Annotated in this window: 10 protein-coding genes; 6 read left to right on the top strand and 4 right to left on the bottom strand. The window is 63.1% G+C overall.

The window, feature by feature from the left end:
* Positions 1 to 131: 131 nt before the first annotated feature.
* Complete coding sequence (locus tag P5205_06000; protein ID HSA09906.1) at positions 132 to 1,529, top strand: Gfo/Idh/MocA family oxidoreductase; 1,398 nt, start codon at positions 132 to 134, stop codon at positions 1,527 to 1,529.
* Positions 1,530 to 1,764: 235 nt separating this feature from the next.
* On the opposite strand, the gene P5205_05995 is transcribed toward P5205_06000, so the two are convergent.
* The gene (locus P5205_05995) at positions 1,765 to 2,250 is read right to left on the bottom strand and encodes a DUF1801 domain-containing protein (protein ID HSA09905.1); all 486 of its coding nucleotides are present in this window, start codon (positions 2,248 to 2,250) and stop codon (positions 1,765 to 1,767) included.
* A 475-nt stretch (positions 2,251 to 2,725) separates the two neighbouring features.
* Between P5205_05995 and P5205_05990 the strand changes: the two genes are divergently transcribed.
* Complete coding sequence (locus tag P5205_05990) at positions 2,726 to 3,517, top strand: type II secretion system protein (GenBank protein HSA09904.1); 792 nt, start codon at positions 2,726 to 2,728, stop codon at positions 3,515 to 3,517.
* Positions 3,518 to 3,553: 36 nt separating this feature from the next.
* Here the strand turns inward: P5205_05990 and P5205_05985 are convergent, their stop codons facing one another.
* Both P5205_05985 and P5205_05980 read right to left on the bottom strand, forming a co-directional pair.
* Positions 3,554 to 4,366, bottom strand: a complete 813-nt coding sequence (locus P5205_05985; GenBank protein HSA09903.1) for a prepilin-type N-terminal cleavage/methylation domain-containing protein — start codon at positions 4,364 to 4,366, stop codon at positions 3,554 to 3,556.
* A 10-nt stretch (positions 4,367 to 4,376) separates the two neighbouring features.
* Positions 4,377 to 9,503 (bottom strand): hypothetical protein, encoded by a 5,127-nt coding sequence (locus P5205_05980; protein ID HSA09902.1) that lies wholly within the window; start codon positions 9,501 to 9,503, stop codon positions 4,377 to 4,379.
* Between the two features lie 599 nt (positions 9,504 to 10,102).
* Between P5205_05980 and P5205_05975 the strand changes: the two genes are divergently transcribed.
* Genes P5205_05975 through P5205_05965 form a run of 3 tightly spaced genes read left to right on the top strand, consistent with a single transcriptional unit; the run spans position 10,103 to position 13,405 of the window.
* The gene (locus P5205_05975) at positions 10,103 to 11,443 is read left to right on the top strand and encodes a neutral/alkaline non-lysosomal ceramidase N-terminal domain-containing protein (GenBank protein HSA09901.1); all 1,341 of its coding nucleotides are present in this window, start codon (positions 10,103 to 10,105) and stop codon (positions 11,441 to 11,443) included.
* Between the two features lie 52 nt (positions 11,444 to 11,495).
* Complete coding sequence (locus P5205_05970) at positions 11,496 to 12,173, top strand: DUF2959 family protein (protein HSA09900.1); 678 nt, start codon at positions 11,496 to 11,498, stop codon at positions 12,171 to 12,173.
* A 44-nt stretch (positions 12,174 to 12,217) separates the two neighbouring features.
* Entirely contained in the window at positions 12,218 to 13,405 is a 1,188-nt protein-coding gene (locus tag P5205_05965; protein ID HSA09899.1) for a hypothetical protein, read from the top strand.
* A 56-nt stretch (positions 13,406 to 13,461) separates the two neighbouring features.
* Here P5205_05965 and P5205_05960 read toward each other — a convergent pair whose 3' ends face one another.
* Positions 13,462 to 14,847 carry a BNR-4 repeat-containing protein gene (locus tag P5205_05960; protein HSA09898.1) on the bottom strand — a complete coding sequence of 462 codons (1,386 nt, stop codon included), beginning with the start codon at positions 14,845 to 14,847 and terminating at the stop codon, positions 13,462 to 13,464.
* A gap of 115 nt (positions 14,848 to 14,962) precedes the next feature.
* Here P5205_05960 and P5205_05955 point away from each other — a divergent pair, with 115 nt between their 5' ends.
* Positions 14,963 to 16,114 carry an aminotransferase class V-fold PLP-dependent enzyme gene (locus tag P5205_05955; protein HSA09897.1) on the top strand — a complete coding sequence of 384 codons (1,152 nt, stop codon included), beginning with the start codon at positions 14,963 to 14,965 and terminating at the stop codon, positions 16,112 to 16,114.
* Positions 16,115 to 16,117 lie beyond the last annotated feature (3 nt).

Below are 16,117 nucleotides of genomic sequence, written 5' to 3'. Positions count from 1 at the left end.
AACGAGAACTAATACTTACTTCCGGTGCGGGAAAGTACGGAAAGAGTTGCCAGGATTTCGCAGACTTTTGGCCCCTTGCTTCGCGCACGTCGTGGTTGCGCCAACCTCGCGGCCGGTCTAATACTCCCGGCATGAATAATTCGGCCCCCGCCCCGACACCCGGCGCGAACTTCAACATCAGCCGCCGCCGGTTTCTCCAATCTGCCTCCGCGCTCGCCGCTATGGCCGCGTTCCCGTCGCTCGGCGCCGATGCGCTTGACCTGGTCAACGGCAAACCCAGGCGCGTCGGCCTGATTGGCGCCGGCTGGTATGGGAAGAGCGACCTGTGGCGCCTCGTCCAGGTGGCGCCGGTCGAGATCATCTCCATCTGCGACCCCGACAGGAATCTGCTCGCGGAGGCGGCGGAGATGGCCAGCCAGCGCCAGAAATCGAAGCGGCGGCCGCGCACTTATGGCGATCACCGCCAAATGCTCAAGGAGAAGGACCTCGACATCGTCCTCGTCGGCAGCCCGGACCATTGGCACGCCTTGCACATGATCGCGGCGGTCGAAGCGGGCGCGGATGTTTACGTGCAAAAGCCCATCAGCGTGGACGTGCTGGAAGGCGAAGCGATGGTCGCCGCGGCCCGCAAGCACAAGCGCGTGGTGCAGGTCGGCACGCAGCGCAAGAGCACGCCGCACCTGATTGACGCGAAGAAGCAGGTGGTGGACGCCGGCCTGCTCGGGAAGATCGGCCACGTGGACATGTGCTGCTACTTCCACATGCGCGCCAACGGCAATCCGCCGGTCGAGCCGGTGCCGGATTTCCTCGACTACGAAATGTGGACCGGCCCCGCCCCGCTGCGGCCCTACGACGGTTTGCCGCACGTGCGCTGGTGGCGCACCTTCATGGAGTACGGCAACGGCATCGTCGGCGACATGTGCGTGCACATGTTCGATACCGTGCGCTGGATGCTGGGCCTTGGCTGGCCCAAGCGAATCACCTCCGCCGGCGGCATTTACGTCCAAAGGGAAGGCAAGTCGAACATCTCCGACACCCAGACCGCGACCTTCGAATACGATCAGTTCAATTGCGTGTGGCAGCACCGCACCTGGGGCGCGCCGACCGATCCGGACTATCCCTGGGCGCTCTTCATCTACGGCGATAAGGGCACGCTCAAAGCCAGCACCATGCGCGCGGACTTCTTCCCGCTGGACAAGAACGCCAAGCCCATCCATTTCGATTGTCGCTACGAGAAGGAACAGTATCCCGAGGACGTGACCGAGAAGAAGATCGAGCTCAACGCCGCGCCCGCCACCCGCCGCCACATGCTTGACTTCCTGGCAGCCATCGAAAAGCGCGGGCGACCGGTTGCCGACATCGAAGAGGGTCACATCTCCACCGCCAGTTGTATTCTGGCCAACGTGGCGATGCAGCTGGGCCGGTCGCTGGCCTACGATCCGCGCAAACGCGAGGTCACCGCGGACTCCACCGCCACGAAGTTGCTGCGCCGTCCCTATCGCCAGCCGTGGCGGCGGCCGGCAGTCTAAATCGTTTGCGGGAACTGTGTCGCCGCCTGCACCCACGTTTGCAGTGGCAGGATTAGTTAGACCGGGCTGGAAAAGGCTGCCTTGGATGGCCTCCCTGCGAAGCCGCGAGGGCGCTGGTCTTCGTCAGGGCGAAAGTCCAGGCAGCGCTCAGCTTCTCGTCGAGCGCCTTGGGGCCGAATCTGCTCACCCGGTTGCACAACCGATCGACGCGGATGCCTCAACGGGGACACGCCGCCTACGTCTTGCCCCAGCCGGGCAGGGCGGCCGCCTGCCGAATCCACGCCGCCATCTGCGCCTCGTCGAGATCATCCTCGTGGATGTCTATCCAGCGCGCGTCCTTTGCCTTGCCTCCGGGGGGAACGGGATGCAGCAAGGTGCCCTGGAAGAAGGCCACTTTGACGTAGCGCGTGAAGACGTGATATCCCAGGAACCACCCCCGGCCCTCGACGCCATAGAAGGGTGAGTTCCATTTGACCGCCTTGCGCACACCGGGAACCGTGCGCTCGATGAGCTTGTCGAGGCGGCGCCCGATTTCGCTCTTCCAGCCCGGCATGGCCGCGATGTAGGCCTGCACGGGGGCGTCGCCGTCGGCCTTCGCAATCTGAGGGTTGCCACCGGTGAGGAGGACCGGTTTCGTGTCTCCCAGGGACCCCTTGCGCCTGGTGGCGATGGATCGCCCGCCCGCGCGCGCCTTCTGCTTGGTTCTGTGTATTCTGCCCATAGTTTTGTTTGTGTGTGGGGCGAGATCAACGCGCAGCGGCGCCATGGCCGCCGAAGACTGCAGCCCGCCGAAACCCGGCAGCGGCGAATCCGCCATCGCAACCGCAGACACGAGGGCCGGCGGCTGTCCGTTTGAGCGAAAAGTGTGCGCCCGACATGGGCTTGAACTGGCGGGGCGAATGTCCCCAATGTGTGAACATGGCTGTAATTCCTCTCATACCGAGAGACAAGATGGCCCAGACATCAGTCCCGTGCAAATGTGGAGTCGCCGGACACGGAAGACCGCCCCGCGGATTCGGAGGACCTGCGGAATGTCACGTTCGCATACACCCGGCGGGCAAGATGCCTGCCGCTACTTGACGGCGGGGACATGACGCGCCGGCGCGCCAGTCATTCGACCTATTGTCATTGACACGGGTCCGGCGCGGTTCCAGGCTCAGACAGTTGGTTGCATCTGCAACAATTCGTTGACTGTTATGCTTGCTCAGCCGCCCAGGAATTCGGAGAAGTCCGCTTTTTCACTCGTCGAACTATTGGTCATCATTGCAGCCATCGCCTTGCTGGCGACCCTGCGGTTGTCCGCGCTGGCGCCGGCGGAAGTGAAGGCCCACCGGCTCGGCTGCCTCAACAATCTCAAACAGCTCGGTTTGGGAAGTATGATGTATGCCAACGACTCCCAGGGCCATTACTCCGGCCACACTTGGCTTCCCGGAGAACTCGGCAATGTTCCCCCGGGGGGAGCCACAGATCGCTCCGGGTCGGATGATGACTTAAACTGGCTTTACCCGCGCTACGTAAAGTCCACCAGGAGTTTTGTCTGTCCCAGCACCCAGAACTACATCCGCACCAATCTCGTCACCAAGCCCACCGGGGGAGTCGCCCTCGTTGATCTGTGTAAAAACGGTGCCACGCTCCAGTCCGCCGGCACCAGCTACGAAGTCTCCGGCAACTTCACCCTCCGCATGACCGGCATGGCGATTACCACCAAGAAGAAGGAAGACACCGTGAACGCGTTCACTATCGGCGCTTACGTCCGCGCGCTCGGCATGAAGCCGGGGCCATCCCGGGTTTTCTTGATCATGGACGCGGACGACACCTTGCCGGGGGTTGGGACTGACGCCAATGACTGGCCGGACAACCCGGCCGACAACCACGGCGCCGCGGGGGCGAACTTCTCCTTCTGCGACGGCCACGCCCAATGGGTGCGGCAGAATGAATTCATGGAGGTCTGGAACATCAGCCAGGACTCGAACCGCTCGTCCCCTTGATCCCCAGACAGCAAGGAATGAACGCTCGGGATCGAGTTACGGGAGCAAGATACGGTTGCACCCTGCGCCGGCGGCGGCGCCGGCGACGAGGGTGAAGAGCCCCTGCGCGCGGCCTGTATCGCCCGATTGCTTGAGGGCGTTTTGCAGGTTGGTGCGGCCGAACCACTCCACACTGCCGTCTGCCAACCCGACATTGCCTTGCTTGGAGTGCATATTGTTCATGAAAGCAGGGCCTAGATTGGCGTTGAAGTTGGTGCCCAGCGAGGCCTTGGAGATTCCTGTGTTCGGGGCTGCCAGGTAGGGAATGGTCGGCGGATTGGCGTTCCCGCCCAAGTTATGGTCTCCTGTCAACAACATGCGAGGCATGGTTTCCATGGCGTCGGCAGCGACGAGGTAGCTGACGTTCAGATCGTTGGTGTAAGGAACCGTGCCGGGTGCACCCACTCCGCTGAAGGTGGTGGCCGCCTGGCGATATATGCTCTCGTACTCCGCCGGGCAGATGAGGAATCTCGGGGTGGTTAACTCATTGGAGAGGCACAGGAAGATCTTGCACGCGCCGTGGCTCGTAACCTGGCTGGCGCTCAAGGTTCTGGAGATGGTTAACTCACCGGAGGCCCCGCCTTGGGCGCCGGGCACCTGCATCGGCATGTAGCCGCCGTTGGCGGCCGCCCAGGTCCGGAAAGCGAGACCGACCTGCTTGAGGTTGTTGCTGCAAGCAATGCGCTGCGCTTGCGGTCGGGTTCGGGCCAGCGCGGGCAACAAGGAGGCGGCGAGGACCGCGACGACGGCGATGACGACTATCAGCTCGACAAGAGTGAAAGCCGTGTTCTCTTTACGCATGTTTTTCATAGGTGTGGGGTCAGCGGTTCTCTGACGCCCGATAGAATCGTTGGGGCTGAACGGATGGAATCTCCTCCAGGTACCGGAGCGGGCCGATCGTCGGCGGGTTGGTGAATACAGCCTGCCAATCCGTCAGGTTCGAGGAAGCGTAGATGACCACGGGACCCTCCGCCGCCAGGTCTGTCAGGCGCAGAAGGAACGGCCCATCGCTCGCCGACGAAAGGAGCGGCGCAATCTCGATGCGCGGCGGCCCAACCATGGAACCCTCAACGGCGCGGTAGAACCTCGCGTCAGGAGCACCCGCCCCCGGATCAGTGAACTGCACTGGCCCGATGACCGGCGGATTGGTAAGGATCGGCTCCCAGCCCGCCAGGTCGCTGCTGGCGAGAAGCACCACCGGGCCGACTCCGGAGGCGCCTGACAAACGGAGCTGAGCCTCGCCGTTGGTCACCAGTATGCCCGGCGGGTAGCCGTCGAACCGCAGCGGGGTGCGGAGCACAGTCAGGATTATTGACGGCCCCGTTGCACCTCCGAATGCGTTGCTCATAACCAGCCGGTAGGTGCCGGCGTTGGACCAGTTGACGAACCCTATGGCAAGGGCCGGGCTGGTTGCCCCCGGCAAGGCCACGCCGTTCAGTTGCCATTGATAACTGGCCATGGCGCCGCCGAGCGAGCCGGCGCTGAGCAAGGTTGATTGGCCTATCGTGGCCGTCATTTTGAACGGCTGGAAGGCGGGGCGCTGCGCCCCGTTGCCCGCCAGCGCAAGGCTATGGGCGCTGCCCGCGCTTAGGACCAGCACGTTGGTCGCCGAAGGTGGCGCTGAGGCCTGGCCAAAGTAATCGGCGCCCCAGCAGACCACCGTGCCGTCGGCGAGCAGGGCCATACTATGGTCGCCCCCTGCGGCCAGGCCAACCACGTTGTAGATGTTAGTTGGCAAGGTTGCTTGCCCGTAGTAATTACCTCCCGAGGCATACAAGGTCCCGTCGGCTCGTAACGCCAGCGTGTGATTGCCCCCTGCGGCGATAGAGACAACGTTTGTGGCTAACGTGGACACACTGGTTCTTTCCCACGCCAGGAAAGTGCCGTCGGCCCGCAACGCGAGGCTGCGGTCGCCACCAGCCGCAATCGCACTGACATTCGTTACTGAGGACGGCACGGTTACCCGCCCAAAGGAGTTGGAGCCCCACGCCACCACGGCGCCGTCGAGGCATAGCGCCAGGCTGTGGGACCCGCCGGCCGCGATGGACACCACGTTGGTCGCGGACGCCGGCACGCTGGTTTGACCGCTAGAGTTGTCCCCCCAGGCCACCACACTGCCATCCGCCCGCAAAGCCAGACTGTGAGATCCTCCCGCGGCAATGGCCACGCTGTGGCCCGCGGATTGCGGCACATCGCACTGGCCCAAAGAATTGGCTCCCCAGGCGGCAACCCTGCCATCAGCCAGCAGAGCCAGACTGTGATCGCCGCCGCCGGCTATGGCCACCACGTCCGCTGTCCCGATTGGCACTTCAAGCTGGCCAAAAGAGTTGTCCCCCCACGCCACGATAGGACTCACGGAAATCTGCGCCACCAACCCGGTCACGCAGCCGTGCGCATTGCTCACAACCAGGCTGTAGCTGCCACTGTCTTCGCCGGTCGTCGCGCTCAGGCTTAGAACCCTTGAGGTCACGCCGCTGATCCGGCCGCCCTCCGCCAAGTCTCTGCCATTTAAGCGCCATTGGCAGCTCAGCGGTTCTGCGCCGAAAACACTTGCAGGCAAGCAGACGCTTGTCCCAAGCAGCACGTTCCGGTGTGTGAGCACTTCCGTGACGGCCGGCTCGGCCTTTACCGTCAGGATCGCCGTTTGGCTGTTGACCTGGCCCGCCGCATTCGTGGCCATCAACGTGTAAGTCCCCGCATCGGCCAACTGCGCGTTGCTCAGCGGGAGATACGGGCTGGTCGCGCCCTCAATGGCCGCACCGTCGTGAAACCACTGCACGGTCAAGGGACGGGTCCCGCTCACCTCGGCGCCCAGAATTGCCTGGCCGCCAACATGCACTGCGACCGGCCCAAGTTGCTGGCTGAATCGCGGTGGCCCAAGCTCGACCAGCGCCAGGCTGTAGTCTTCTCCGACGGCGATGCTCGCCACGTCGCGTAAACCGGCAGGCACATTCGTCACCCCCCAAAGGCTCCCTGCAATATCCCCTCCTCCCCAGGCAACAACGGTGCCATCCGACCGCAAAGCTACGTTGTGATAGTAGCCTGCTGCGATCCCCGCCACGTTGGTAACCGATGCTGGAACCACGGACTGTCCGAAGGAGTTGTCGCCCCAGGCAACGACCGTGCCATCCGCGCGCAGGGCCAGGCTGTGCCACCAACCGCCGGCAATCGCCACGACATTCGTAGCCGAAGCCGGCACGGTGTTCTCCAGCCCCCAGGCAACGACGGTGTGGTCCGGACGCAGTCCCAGATTGTGGTTGTACCCTGCCGCGATGGCGATTAGCTCCCTGGCCCGTGGCGGAACATTCGTTTGCCCGAATTCGTTGTTTCCCCAAGCCAACAGCGTTCCGTCCGCCCGCAAAGCCAGGCTGTGCGTCTCGCCGGCGGCGATGACAACCACGTTGGTTGCTGCTGCCGGCACATTCGTCTGCCCATCCGAGTTGTTTCCCCAGGCGATCACTGAGCCATCAGTCCTCAGCGCCACGCTGTGACCCCCGCCGGCGGCGACAGCCACCACGTTGGTAGCCGCTGCGGGCACGTCTGTCTCGCCATAATTGTTCCTCCCCCAGGCCGCTACACTGCCATCCGCGTTTACCGCCAGGCTGTGAAACGGTCCGGCGGCAATTGCCCGCGGATTCGAGGTTGCCGGTGAGACATTGCATTGTCCGTTATTGTTGCCGCCCCAGGCGCCGACGAGTGCGACTGTTACCGGATCCGGCTGGACTGCGAGATTTACGGGTGGACTGCTCACCTGGCCCATGATGTTTGCCGCCACCAAAACATAGTCCCCCGCGGCGGCCATCTGCGCGTTGGTCAGGAGCAGAGAACGATTGGTCGCACCGACAATCGCTATGCCGTCGTGATACCATTGGAAGCTCAGCGGCCAGGCCCCCATAACCGTCGGGTTGAGAGTTGTGCAGCTGCCGGCATAGGCGAGGACCGATCCAAGCTGGCGGCCGAATTCCGGTGGACCGGATGCGGCCAGCACCACGTTGTAGTCCTCTCCCGCCGAAATGCCCGCAACGTTGCGAAGACCCCCGGGGACGTTCGTCACTCCGAACCGTGACGCGCCCCACGCAACGACGGTGCCGTCCGCCCGCAACGCCAGGTTATGGTAGTAGCCGGCGGAGATCGCGACTACGTTCGTCGCCGATGCCGGGACCGAGGATTGGCCATAAGAATCATCGCCCCAGGCGACAACCGCCCCATCCGCACGCAACGCCAGGCAGTGTTCCCAGCCCGCCGCAACCGCTACCACGTTGCTCGCCGCCGGTGGTGTCGGGTAGTCAAATGCCCAGGTCACCACTGTCCCATCCGACCGCAGAGCCATATTGTGGTAGTACCCGGCGGCAATGGCGATGATATCCAGGGCGAGGAAGGAGCCGGAGACCTGGCCGTAATCGTTATTTCCCCATGCGACGGTTGTGCCGTCCGCTCTCAAGGCCAGACTATGCGCCCACCCCGCGGCAATCGCGACGATATTGGTAGCGGTCGGGGGCACATCCGTCTGCCCGTCCCAATTGCGGCCCCAGGCGATAACGGAACCGTCATCCCTTAACGCGAGACTGTGGGCTTTGCCGGCAGCGATGGCCGCCACGTTTGTGGCGGATGGCGGCACATCCGTCTGCCCATCCCAGTTCTTCCCCCAGGCAGCCACGGTCCCGTCCGCGCTCAAAGCAAGGCAGTGAGACGCCCCGGCGGCGATCGCGCGCGGGGTCGCAGACGCATGGGGCACGTTGCATTGCCCGCTGGTGTTGTCCCCCCACGCACCGATGGCCGCGACGGCGGGCCCCTGCCGCACAACCAGATTCACCGGTTGATTGGTAGCCTGGCCTTCGGTGTTCGTGGCGACCAATACGTAATCTCCCCCGTCGGCGTCCTGCGTGGCGGTCAGGAGCAAGTTTTGATTGGTCGCGCCGGAAACCGCCACCCCGTCATGAAACCATTGAAAGCTTAGCGGAAGCGTTCCCGCGACCGTCGGATTGAGAATTGTCTGGCTGCCCAGGTGAGCAACTGCTGACGCCAGCGAGAGGCCGAATCGTGGAGGACCCGACGCGACCAGAGCCACGCTGAAGTCCTCTCCCGCCGAAATGCTCGCGACGCTGTCCAGACCCGTCGGCACATTCGTGACTCCCAAATAGGATGCTCCCCAGGCGATGACGGTGCCGTCCGCCCGCAACGCCAGGTTATGGTAGTAGCCGGCGGAGATCGCGATCACATTGGCCGCCGATGCCGGAACCGATGACTGACCGTAAGAGTTGTCACCCCAGGCGACCACCGAGCCGTCGGCCCGCAGCGCCAGGCAGTGTTCCCAACCCGCCGCGACCGCCACGACGTTGGTCGCGCTCGCCGGAGTCGGGTAGTCAAACGCCCAGGTGACTACGGTCCCATCCGACCGCAGAGCCATGTTGTGGTAGTACCCGGCAGCAATGGCGACGACGTCCAGAGCGAGGAACGAAAAGTCAGTCTGGCCAAAATCGTTGTTGCCCCAGGCCACCACCGTCCCGTCCGCCCGCAAAGCCAGACTGTGCGCCCAGCCCGCGGACACCGCCACCACATTGGTTGCCGTCGCGGGCACGTCTGCTTGCCCGTCCCAGTTGCGTCCCCAGGCAACGACCGAGCCGTCGTCGCGCACGGCCAGGCTGTGCGCGGAGCCGGCGGCGACCGCCACCACGTTCGTGGCTTCCGGCGGCACGTCGGTCTGCCCGTCCCAATTCTTGCCCCACGCGATCACTCCGCCTTCGGGATCCAATGCCAGGGCATGGGACGCCCCGGCGGCAATGGCGATTACATTTGTCGCTGAGAGCGGCGCGTTGGTTTGGCCCTCCGAACTGGCGCCCCAGGCGATGACATTTTGAGCGTGACCTGCCGCCGCGGAGAGCAGCAGCATTATGGCAATCCCCGTGCCTCTCCAAGCCCTGCCAGAAATCTTCAGACGGGCCTTCATAGATTGTGACGATTAGGCGTCTGTTGGCCATGTTTGTCAAGAGGGAGATGATATTTGTGGCGGGTCGGCGCGAGTGCCATGGCGGTTCGTTCCCCTCTTTCGCGCCAATGGGCTGGTTTCCGGTCGGAATACGACCTTTAGGTCATTCAGATGTCAGGAATATCGAGGAAATGTGCCACTCAATGCGTGACTGGAAATTGCCATTCCCTTGCCAAAATGGCCGTTCCTGGCCATTTCCGGCCCCCCTCTGGCAAGACACCATCCGGTAAAAGGTCTAACGGGGTAGGTTTGAGAAGGCTGCCTAATGCCGCCTCAACTGACGGCTCTGTCCGCCCCCCAAGCCAGAGGCACCCCGTGCCCAAGCCAGCGCGGCGTTTAGACGGTGCCAATCCGGCGGGACCCCGGTGTGGTTCCCATGGGGGTCGGCCCCCATGGGAACCACACCGGGGAATCGCAGGTATGACAGCGTGGTCTCACCGGGGCGGCTATCAGGGTGGATTGTGGGATCCAGGGAAGCGTAACTGCCAACGTCAGCTGGCTTGTTCGGCGGCTGAGTAATCCCCTTTGCACCGCCGCGCGGTTATTGGTAACTAAAGGCCATGTCGGAGCTCAAAGTTGGCGTGGCTGAGGTGGATTTCACGCCCCCACCGGGGCTGCCTCTGCTGGGTCACATCCGGGATGATTACGCGGCGCGGGGCACGCATGATCCCTTGCGCGCGCGGGCCATGGTGGTGGCGAATCAGGCGGGGCCGCGCGTGGCCCTGCTGACGCTGGATCTGTGCATGCTCAACCGCGCGCAAGCCCGGATGATGCGCGAGCACATCGCGGCGCACACCGCCCTCTCGCCGGAGAACATCCTTATCGCCGCGTCGCACACGCACGGCGGGCCGGCTGCCGTTTCGTTGTACCAGACTCCCGCGGCCACCGATGCGGAGATCGAGGTATTCCTGAAGCACGCCGCGGAAGCGGCTATCCGCGCGGATAAGAACTTGAGGACTGCGATGGTGAAGGCTGGCTATGCCAGCGAGTCTTCCCTTTCCTTCAACCGGCGGCTGCGATGCCGTGACGGCAAGACACACATGAATTGGGAGGAACTGGCGCCCGGTTTCGTGCTGGATTGCCTGGGGCCGATTGATCCCAGGGTCCTCGTGCTCACGGTGGAAGACGGCGGCCTGCCAACGGCGGGACTGGTGAATTTCGGGCTGCACCCGGCCATTCTGGACTACGAGAACTGGCTCTATTCGGCGGACTACATCGGGTATCTGGATGAGGCGCTGCGCAGGATCGTGCGAGAGGACTTCACGACGCTGTTCTTCAACGGCTGCTGCGCCAATGTCAATCACATCAACTACGCCGACCCTGCCAGTCCCCGGCGGGGCTACCCTACAGCCCAACGTGTGGGCTACGTGCTGGCGGCGGCGGTCGCTCAAGCTCTGCGGGCGCGCGTGCCGGTGGCGGGGGATGCCATCCTGGCGTCGCGGGAGTCGGTCGAACTGGAGCGATTCAAGATACCCGACAACCTTTTTGCCGAAGCGAAGCGCTTCCTGGAAACGGGTCGGCAGAGTAAGCCGGCGGGCATGGACGGGCTGGATTTCAAGAGCGGAGCGCCGCTTTGGGTGCGGATGCGCGAGCAGCAGGCGACGCCCGACCGGGTTGAGGTCATGGCCCTGCGGATCGGGCCGGTGGGGATTGTGGGCATGCCCGGGGAGGTCTTTTGCGAAACGGGCCTGGCCATCCAACAAGCCAGTCCTGCGGAGCACACCATCGTGATTGAACTGGCGAACGATGCGGTGGGTTATCTGCCGACGCGCGAAGCCTACGTACAGGGCGGCTATGAGGTAACTCCCGGCGCAACGGCTTACGCGCCAGGCTGCGCCGAGAAGCTCGCCGAGTCCGCCATCCGCCAGCTAAAGAGACTATTCGAGTGCCCGGGCGGGTGACCAGTCAGGTGTTGAATTGCGGGAACCAGACAACGGAACTACTGTGCAGGCCATGAACACAAACCAATCGAGGAAATCGCGGGCATCCAGGCAAATCCTGCTGGCGGCGACCCTGGCGCTGGCCGGGGCCCTGGTGGCGGGCTGCCGAACCACTGTGTACCAGCCCGGAGACCAGGCTGCGGGGACGGCGCGCGCGGCCGCCGTGCACGTTCAAAAGCAGAGCCAGATGCTGGAGAGTACCATGGCGGCGCTCAACAACCTGGTGAGCAACCCCGCCGCCGACCTTAAGCCGCAGTTCCAATCTTTCAGTTCCGCGTTGGACCGGTTGGTGGAAGCCGCCAATCAAGGTGGAACCACGGGCGGCCATCTTGTGCGCGACAATGCCACCTTCTTCAACGCCTGGGACCAGCAACTTACCACCATCACCAATACGGACGTTCGCAGCTCCAGCCAGGCTCGCAGAACGGAGGTTAACAACCAGTTTACCACCGTGCATAACCAATACGCCCAGGCTCAGGGCGCCTTGTGGTCGCACCTGGACTACCTGCGGGAAATTCGCAAGGCGCTGGTCACGGATCTCACCGCGGGCGGGCTCGAATCGGTGAAGCCGCTGGTCAGCACCGCCACCTCCAACGCAGGCAATGTCCAAACCGCTCTTGCTCAGGCCCGCAGCGATCTATTGGCCCTGAGCACCGCAATGTCCTCGGCGGGTGGACCGACCGGCAAGTGAACCTGGTAAATACGGAGAAAAATCAGAGTCACCCCAAACTTCACATGAACAACCGATTGATGAGTAGAAGGCGGTTTGCGCAGACGGTCTCGGCGGCCGGTTCGGGCCTGGTTTTGGGGGGCGCGTACCAAGCCTTTGGGGGCGCCGCTGAACCACTGAGAATCATCGAGCCCTATCATGGCGCGGTGCTGAACAAGAGGCTGGGCGAGGCGGTGCCCGGAGGGCTCAAGATCCGGGTCACCGGCGAGGCGCCCGTGCTCGACCGGGTGACGGTGAATGGAGCCCCGGCTCGGCGCGAAGGCCGGCAATTCACTGCCGAGCTTATTCTCCGCCAAAAGGAGAACACCATTACCGCTGTGACTGACGGGAACTTTGGGCGTCGCCAGCACCAGGTGCGAGTTCTGTGGGACCGGCATTCCCAGCCCCGCTATCGTTTCTCCATTGACGACAACAGCTTCTTCCTGCGCGACGTCTTCCAGAAGCAGTACGCCTCTCTGTTCGATTGCTTCTATCTCAAACTTCTGCGCGATCTGCATGCCCGCTATGGGACGCGGTTTGTCCTGAACATCTATTACACGACGGGGGACGGATTTGACCTGACGCAGTTTCCGGACCGATACCGGGGAGAGTGGAATGAAAACGCGGATTGGCTCAAGCTGGCCTTCCACGCGCATGCGAACGATCCCGACCGCCCTTATCAGAACGCTCCCGCCAACAAGCTGATTGCTGACCTGGACAGAGTGGCCGAGCAGATTGTTCGTTTTGCGGGCAAGGCAACCTACTCGCCGCCGACGGTCATCCATTGGGCAATGGTGGATCCGACCGCCCTGAAACCGCTCCATGAACGCGGCGTCCGCGTGCTCAGCGGGTATTTTCGGCTCGCAAACGGACGCTGGGACATCAACTACCGCGTGGATGATGAGCGCTCAGAATATCTGTCGCGCCACGACGCCCTCATGGATTTCGACAGCGGAATCGTCTTCTCCAAAGTGGACCTCATCTGCAACAACACCCCGGTGGCAGACATCGTTCCGGCCCTGGAGAAACTGGCAGCCGACCCCAACCAGGCGGAGATCATGGATCTGTTCACGCACGAACAGTATTTCTGGCCGTTCTATGCCCATTATGTCCCCGACCACGGCCAAAGGCTGGATACGGCCATCCGCTGGGTCACCGAGCATGGCTATCATCCGGTGTTCTTCCACGAAGGTCTCTTGGGCGGAAGGGCCTGAGCCATTGATGCGCTTGCGCCGGTTGTCAGGCTTTGCCGGAAATGGCTTGCGTCCGGCTACCAGGCCATCTCGGGTATGGCGGAATCTGCGGTCATTGATTGCGGCAGACGCCAGACATGGTCGCCGCGTTGATTGGTGAAGTAGAGGAAGGATTCGGAACGCTGGCGGCCGTGGCCATCAGCCCAAAGCGCATAGAAGTCCGGGTGGGCGTTGACCGGACGGCGCGCGTAAGAATGGTTGCGGGGGCTGCTGACGGTAAGCTGCTTTTGGCGCTTCCAACTCGCGCCCTGGTCCGTGCTGGTCCACATGACCATTTCGCCACCGGGATTATAGGGTTGCGGGCCGAGTTCGGTCGGGGCGATGACGCGCCAGGTCCCGTCCCGCTCGAGGTAAAGCGAGCCGTGGTCGTAGTTGTTGCCAGAGGTCGTCAAGTGGTGGATGACCCATTTCCTGCCCGTCCAGCGCGCAGTCTTCCATTCCCGCGGGCCATTGGCTGGGCCGGGCTCGAAGCCTTTGCTCGTGAGGAAGAGTATGACGGGACGGCCCCGGGCGTCGAAGTTCACGTCTTTGAGGTAAACCAGCAGGCCCTCCTTGCGGGAGTCATAGACGAGAGCGGCGTTGGCGGCGTTCGTGACCGGTGTGACGATTCGCTTGCCCGCGCTATTGCGCCAGGTGCGGCCGAAGTCGGTGGTCTCAAGGTAGTATAGGTTGGCGCGGGTATTCAGGCCGGTGGGCGACGGATGGTAGTCGAAAGCGGTGCCCACCCGCGAGCCCGCGCACCAGCTAACCTGATAATCGCCCATCTCGATTCTGGCCAGCTTGTGCGGTTCGCTCCAGTCGCGGCCGTCGGGGCTGGTCATCCAGTAGAGGTTGCGCCCGCTGTCATAGCGCGTATGCAAGAACAGGAAACCCCGCTTCGGAATGAACCAGGGCTGCGTGTAGGAGAAGTTCGTCTCCAGCACCTGCTCGAATTCATCCACGGAGTAGGGCTGCTTGCTGCGGTGTATGTAAGATGGCCGCGAGGTGCCGTGGGAGGAGGAGAAAATCCAGACATAGCCCTTGGCGTCGAGGGAGATCGTCGGATTGTCGTGCGCGTCGCTGGTGTGCTTGTTCAGCAGAATGGTCGGGCGAGGAACCTGGCCTGTGGCATGGTCGTAATACGAGACCATGTGCAGCAGCTCTTGTTTGCCGTTGCCGTCGCGGGCGGTGGTTCCGCCGTAGCAGAAGAAGGTCTTGTTCGCCGGCGAACTGTAGATGGCGATGGGCTCATGCTGCTGGGGGTAGGTGGCCATCCCGCCGCTGTACTTGAACTTATACTCGTCCTTGGTGCCCTGATTGTAATACCAGATGCCGCGATAGCCGTCATCCTTGGGGTGGGGAGCGCCGACGCAGACCTGCAGGGCAAGTCCCGCGGCAAACAACACAGTTGCTGGTCGTCTCATGGCCGGAGCGTAGCAGATGGGGCCGTTCGGGGAAATGGGTTTCAAATGGACCTCCGGGTCGAACACTTGCGCATTCAGACCTTGCGAGGAGGAGTTAAATCCATAGCTTCAGGCTATGACTTTGGCCGAAATTCTAAGCAACGAAGAGCTGCGCCACCATGAGTTTCCCGTGACTCGTGATAAGATTTTCCTCGCGCATGCGGGCGATTGTCCCTTGCCGCGGCGGGTGGCGGAAGCGGTTGCGGACTACGCCCGGCAGGCCACGACCGGCGACCAGGAGAAGTTTGTCTATCCGGCCATTTTGGAGCGGGGACGCAAGGCCGCGGCGCAACTTCTGAATTGCCGGAGCGATGAAGTGGCGTTCGTGGGGCCAACTTCGCTGGCGCTGAGTTTCCTGGCCAGCGGCCTGAAGCTGCGGCGTGGCGACAATATTCTTATCTACTTTGAGGATTATCCATCCAACGTCTATCCCTGGATGGCGCTGGCGGACCAGGGGGTGGAGGTGCGGCTGATGAACACGCGGGGGCTGGGCGTGATCCGGACCAAGGACGTCACAGGGCAGGTGGATGAGAATACCCGGCTGGTGGCGCTGGCGTCGTGCCACTTCATCAGCGGTTACCGCATTGATTTCCAGGCCATCGGCAAGTACCTGCGCGAGCGACATATCCTGTTCTGTCTGGACGCGATTCAAACGCTGGGAGCGTTCCCGACCACGGTCGAACAGGTGGACCTGCTGGCGGCGGATGCGCACAAATGGCTCCTCGGGCCGTGCGGGGCGGGGGTGATGTATGTGCGCGGGTCCGTGCAGGAGCGCATCAACCCGCCCATCTACGGCTGGAACAATGTGCGGTGCCCCAACTTCGTTGCGCAGGAGCAAATTGTCATGCGGACCGGCTCGCACAAGTATGAGGCGGGCACGCAAAACCTGCTGGGCATCGTGGGGCTCGTGACTGCAATGGAGCTGATCCTGGAGCTGGGCGTGGCGAACATCGCGCGGGAGCTGTTGCGGAAACGGGCGTGGCTGGTGCCCGCTTTGCAGGCAAAAGGCTATGAGGTCTTGCAGCCCGAGGCCCCGGCTGAGAACGGGAGCGGCATCATCTCATTCCACCGGTCGGGGCCGGACCTGGCAGCCCTGCACCAGCGACTCAGCGATGCCGGTGTGGTGACATCCCTGCGGGGAGATCGGAAGGGGCGTCAGTATATCCGCGTGTCGCCGCACTGCTATAATACGGACGCGGAGTTGGCGCGACTGGTCGAGTTAGTGTGACGC

The sequence above is a fragment of the Candidatus Paceibacterota bacterium genome (assembly GCA_035452965.1).
Lineage (GTDB): Bacteria > Verrucomicrobiota > Verrucomicrobiia > Limisphaerales > UBA8199 > UBA8199.
This window is presented reverse-complemented; position numbering and strand designations above follow the sequence as displayed.

Bases quoted from the DNA above. Each gene is read 5' to 3' on its own strand.
- P5205_06000 (HSA09906.1), top strand. From the start codon at position 132: ATGAATAATTCGGCCCCCGCCCCGACACCCGGCGCGAACTTCAACATC.
- P5205_05995 (HSA09905.1), bottom strand. From the start codon at position 2,250: ATGGGCAGAATACACAGAACCAAGCAGAAGGCGCGCGCGGGCGGGCGA.
- P5205_05990 (HSA09904.1), top strand. From the start codon at position 2,726: ATGCTTGCTCAGCCGCCCAGGAATTCGGAGAAGTCCGCTTTTTCACTC.
- P5205_05985 (HSA09903.1), bottom strand. From the start codon at position 4,366: ATGAAAAACATGCGTAAAGAGAACACGGCTTTCACTCTTGTCGAGCTG.
- P5205_05980 (HSA09902.1), bottom strand. From the start codon at position 9,503: ATGAAGGCCCGTCTGAAGATTTCTGGCAGGGCTTGGAGAGGCACGGGG.
- P5205_05975 (HSA09901.1), top strand. From the start codon at position 10,103: ATGTCGGAGCTCAAAGTTGGCGTGGCTGAGGTGGATTTCACGCCCCCA.
- P5205_05970 (HSA09900.1), top strand. From the start codon at position 11,496: ATGAACACAAACCAATCGAGGAAATCGCGGGCATCCAGGCAAATCCTG.
- P5205_05965 (HSA09899.1), top strand. From the start codon at position 12,218: ATGAACAACCGATTGATGAGTAGAAGGCGGTTTGCGCAGACGGTCTCG.
- P5205_05960 (HSA09898.1), bottom strand. From the start codon at position 14,847: ATGAGACGACCAGCAACTGTGTTGTTTGCCGCGGGACTTGCCCTGCAG.
- P5205_05955 (HSA09897.1), top strand. From the start codon at position 14,963: ATGACTTTGGCCGAAATTCTAAGCAACGAAGAGCTGCGCCACCATGAG.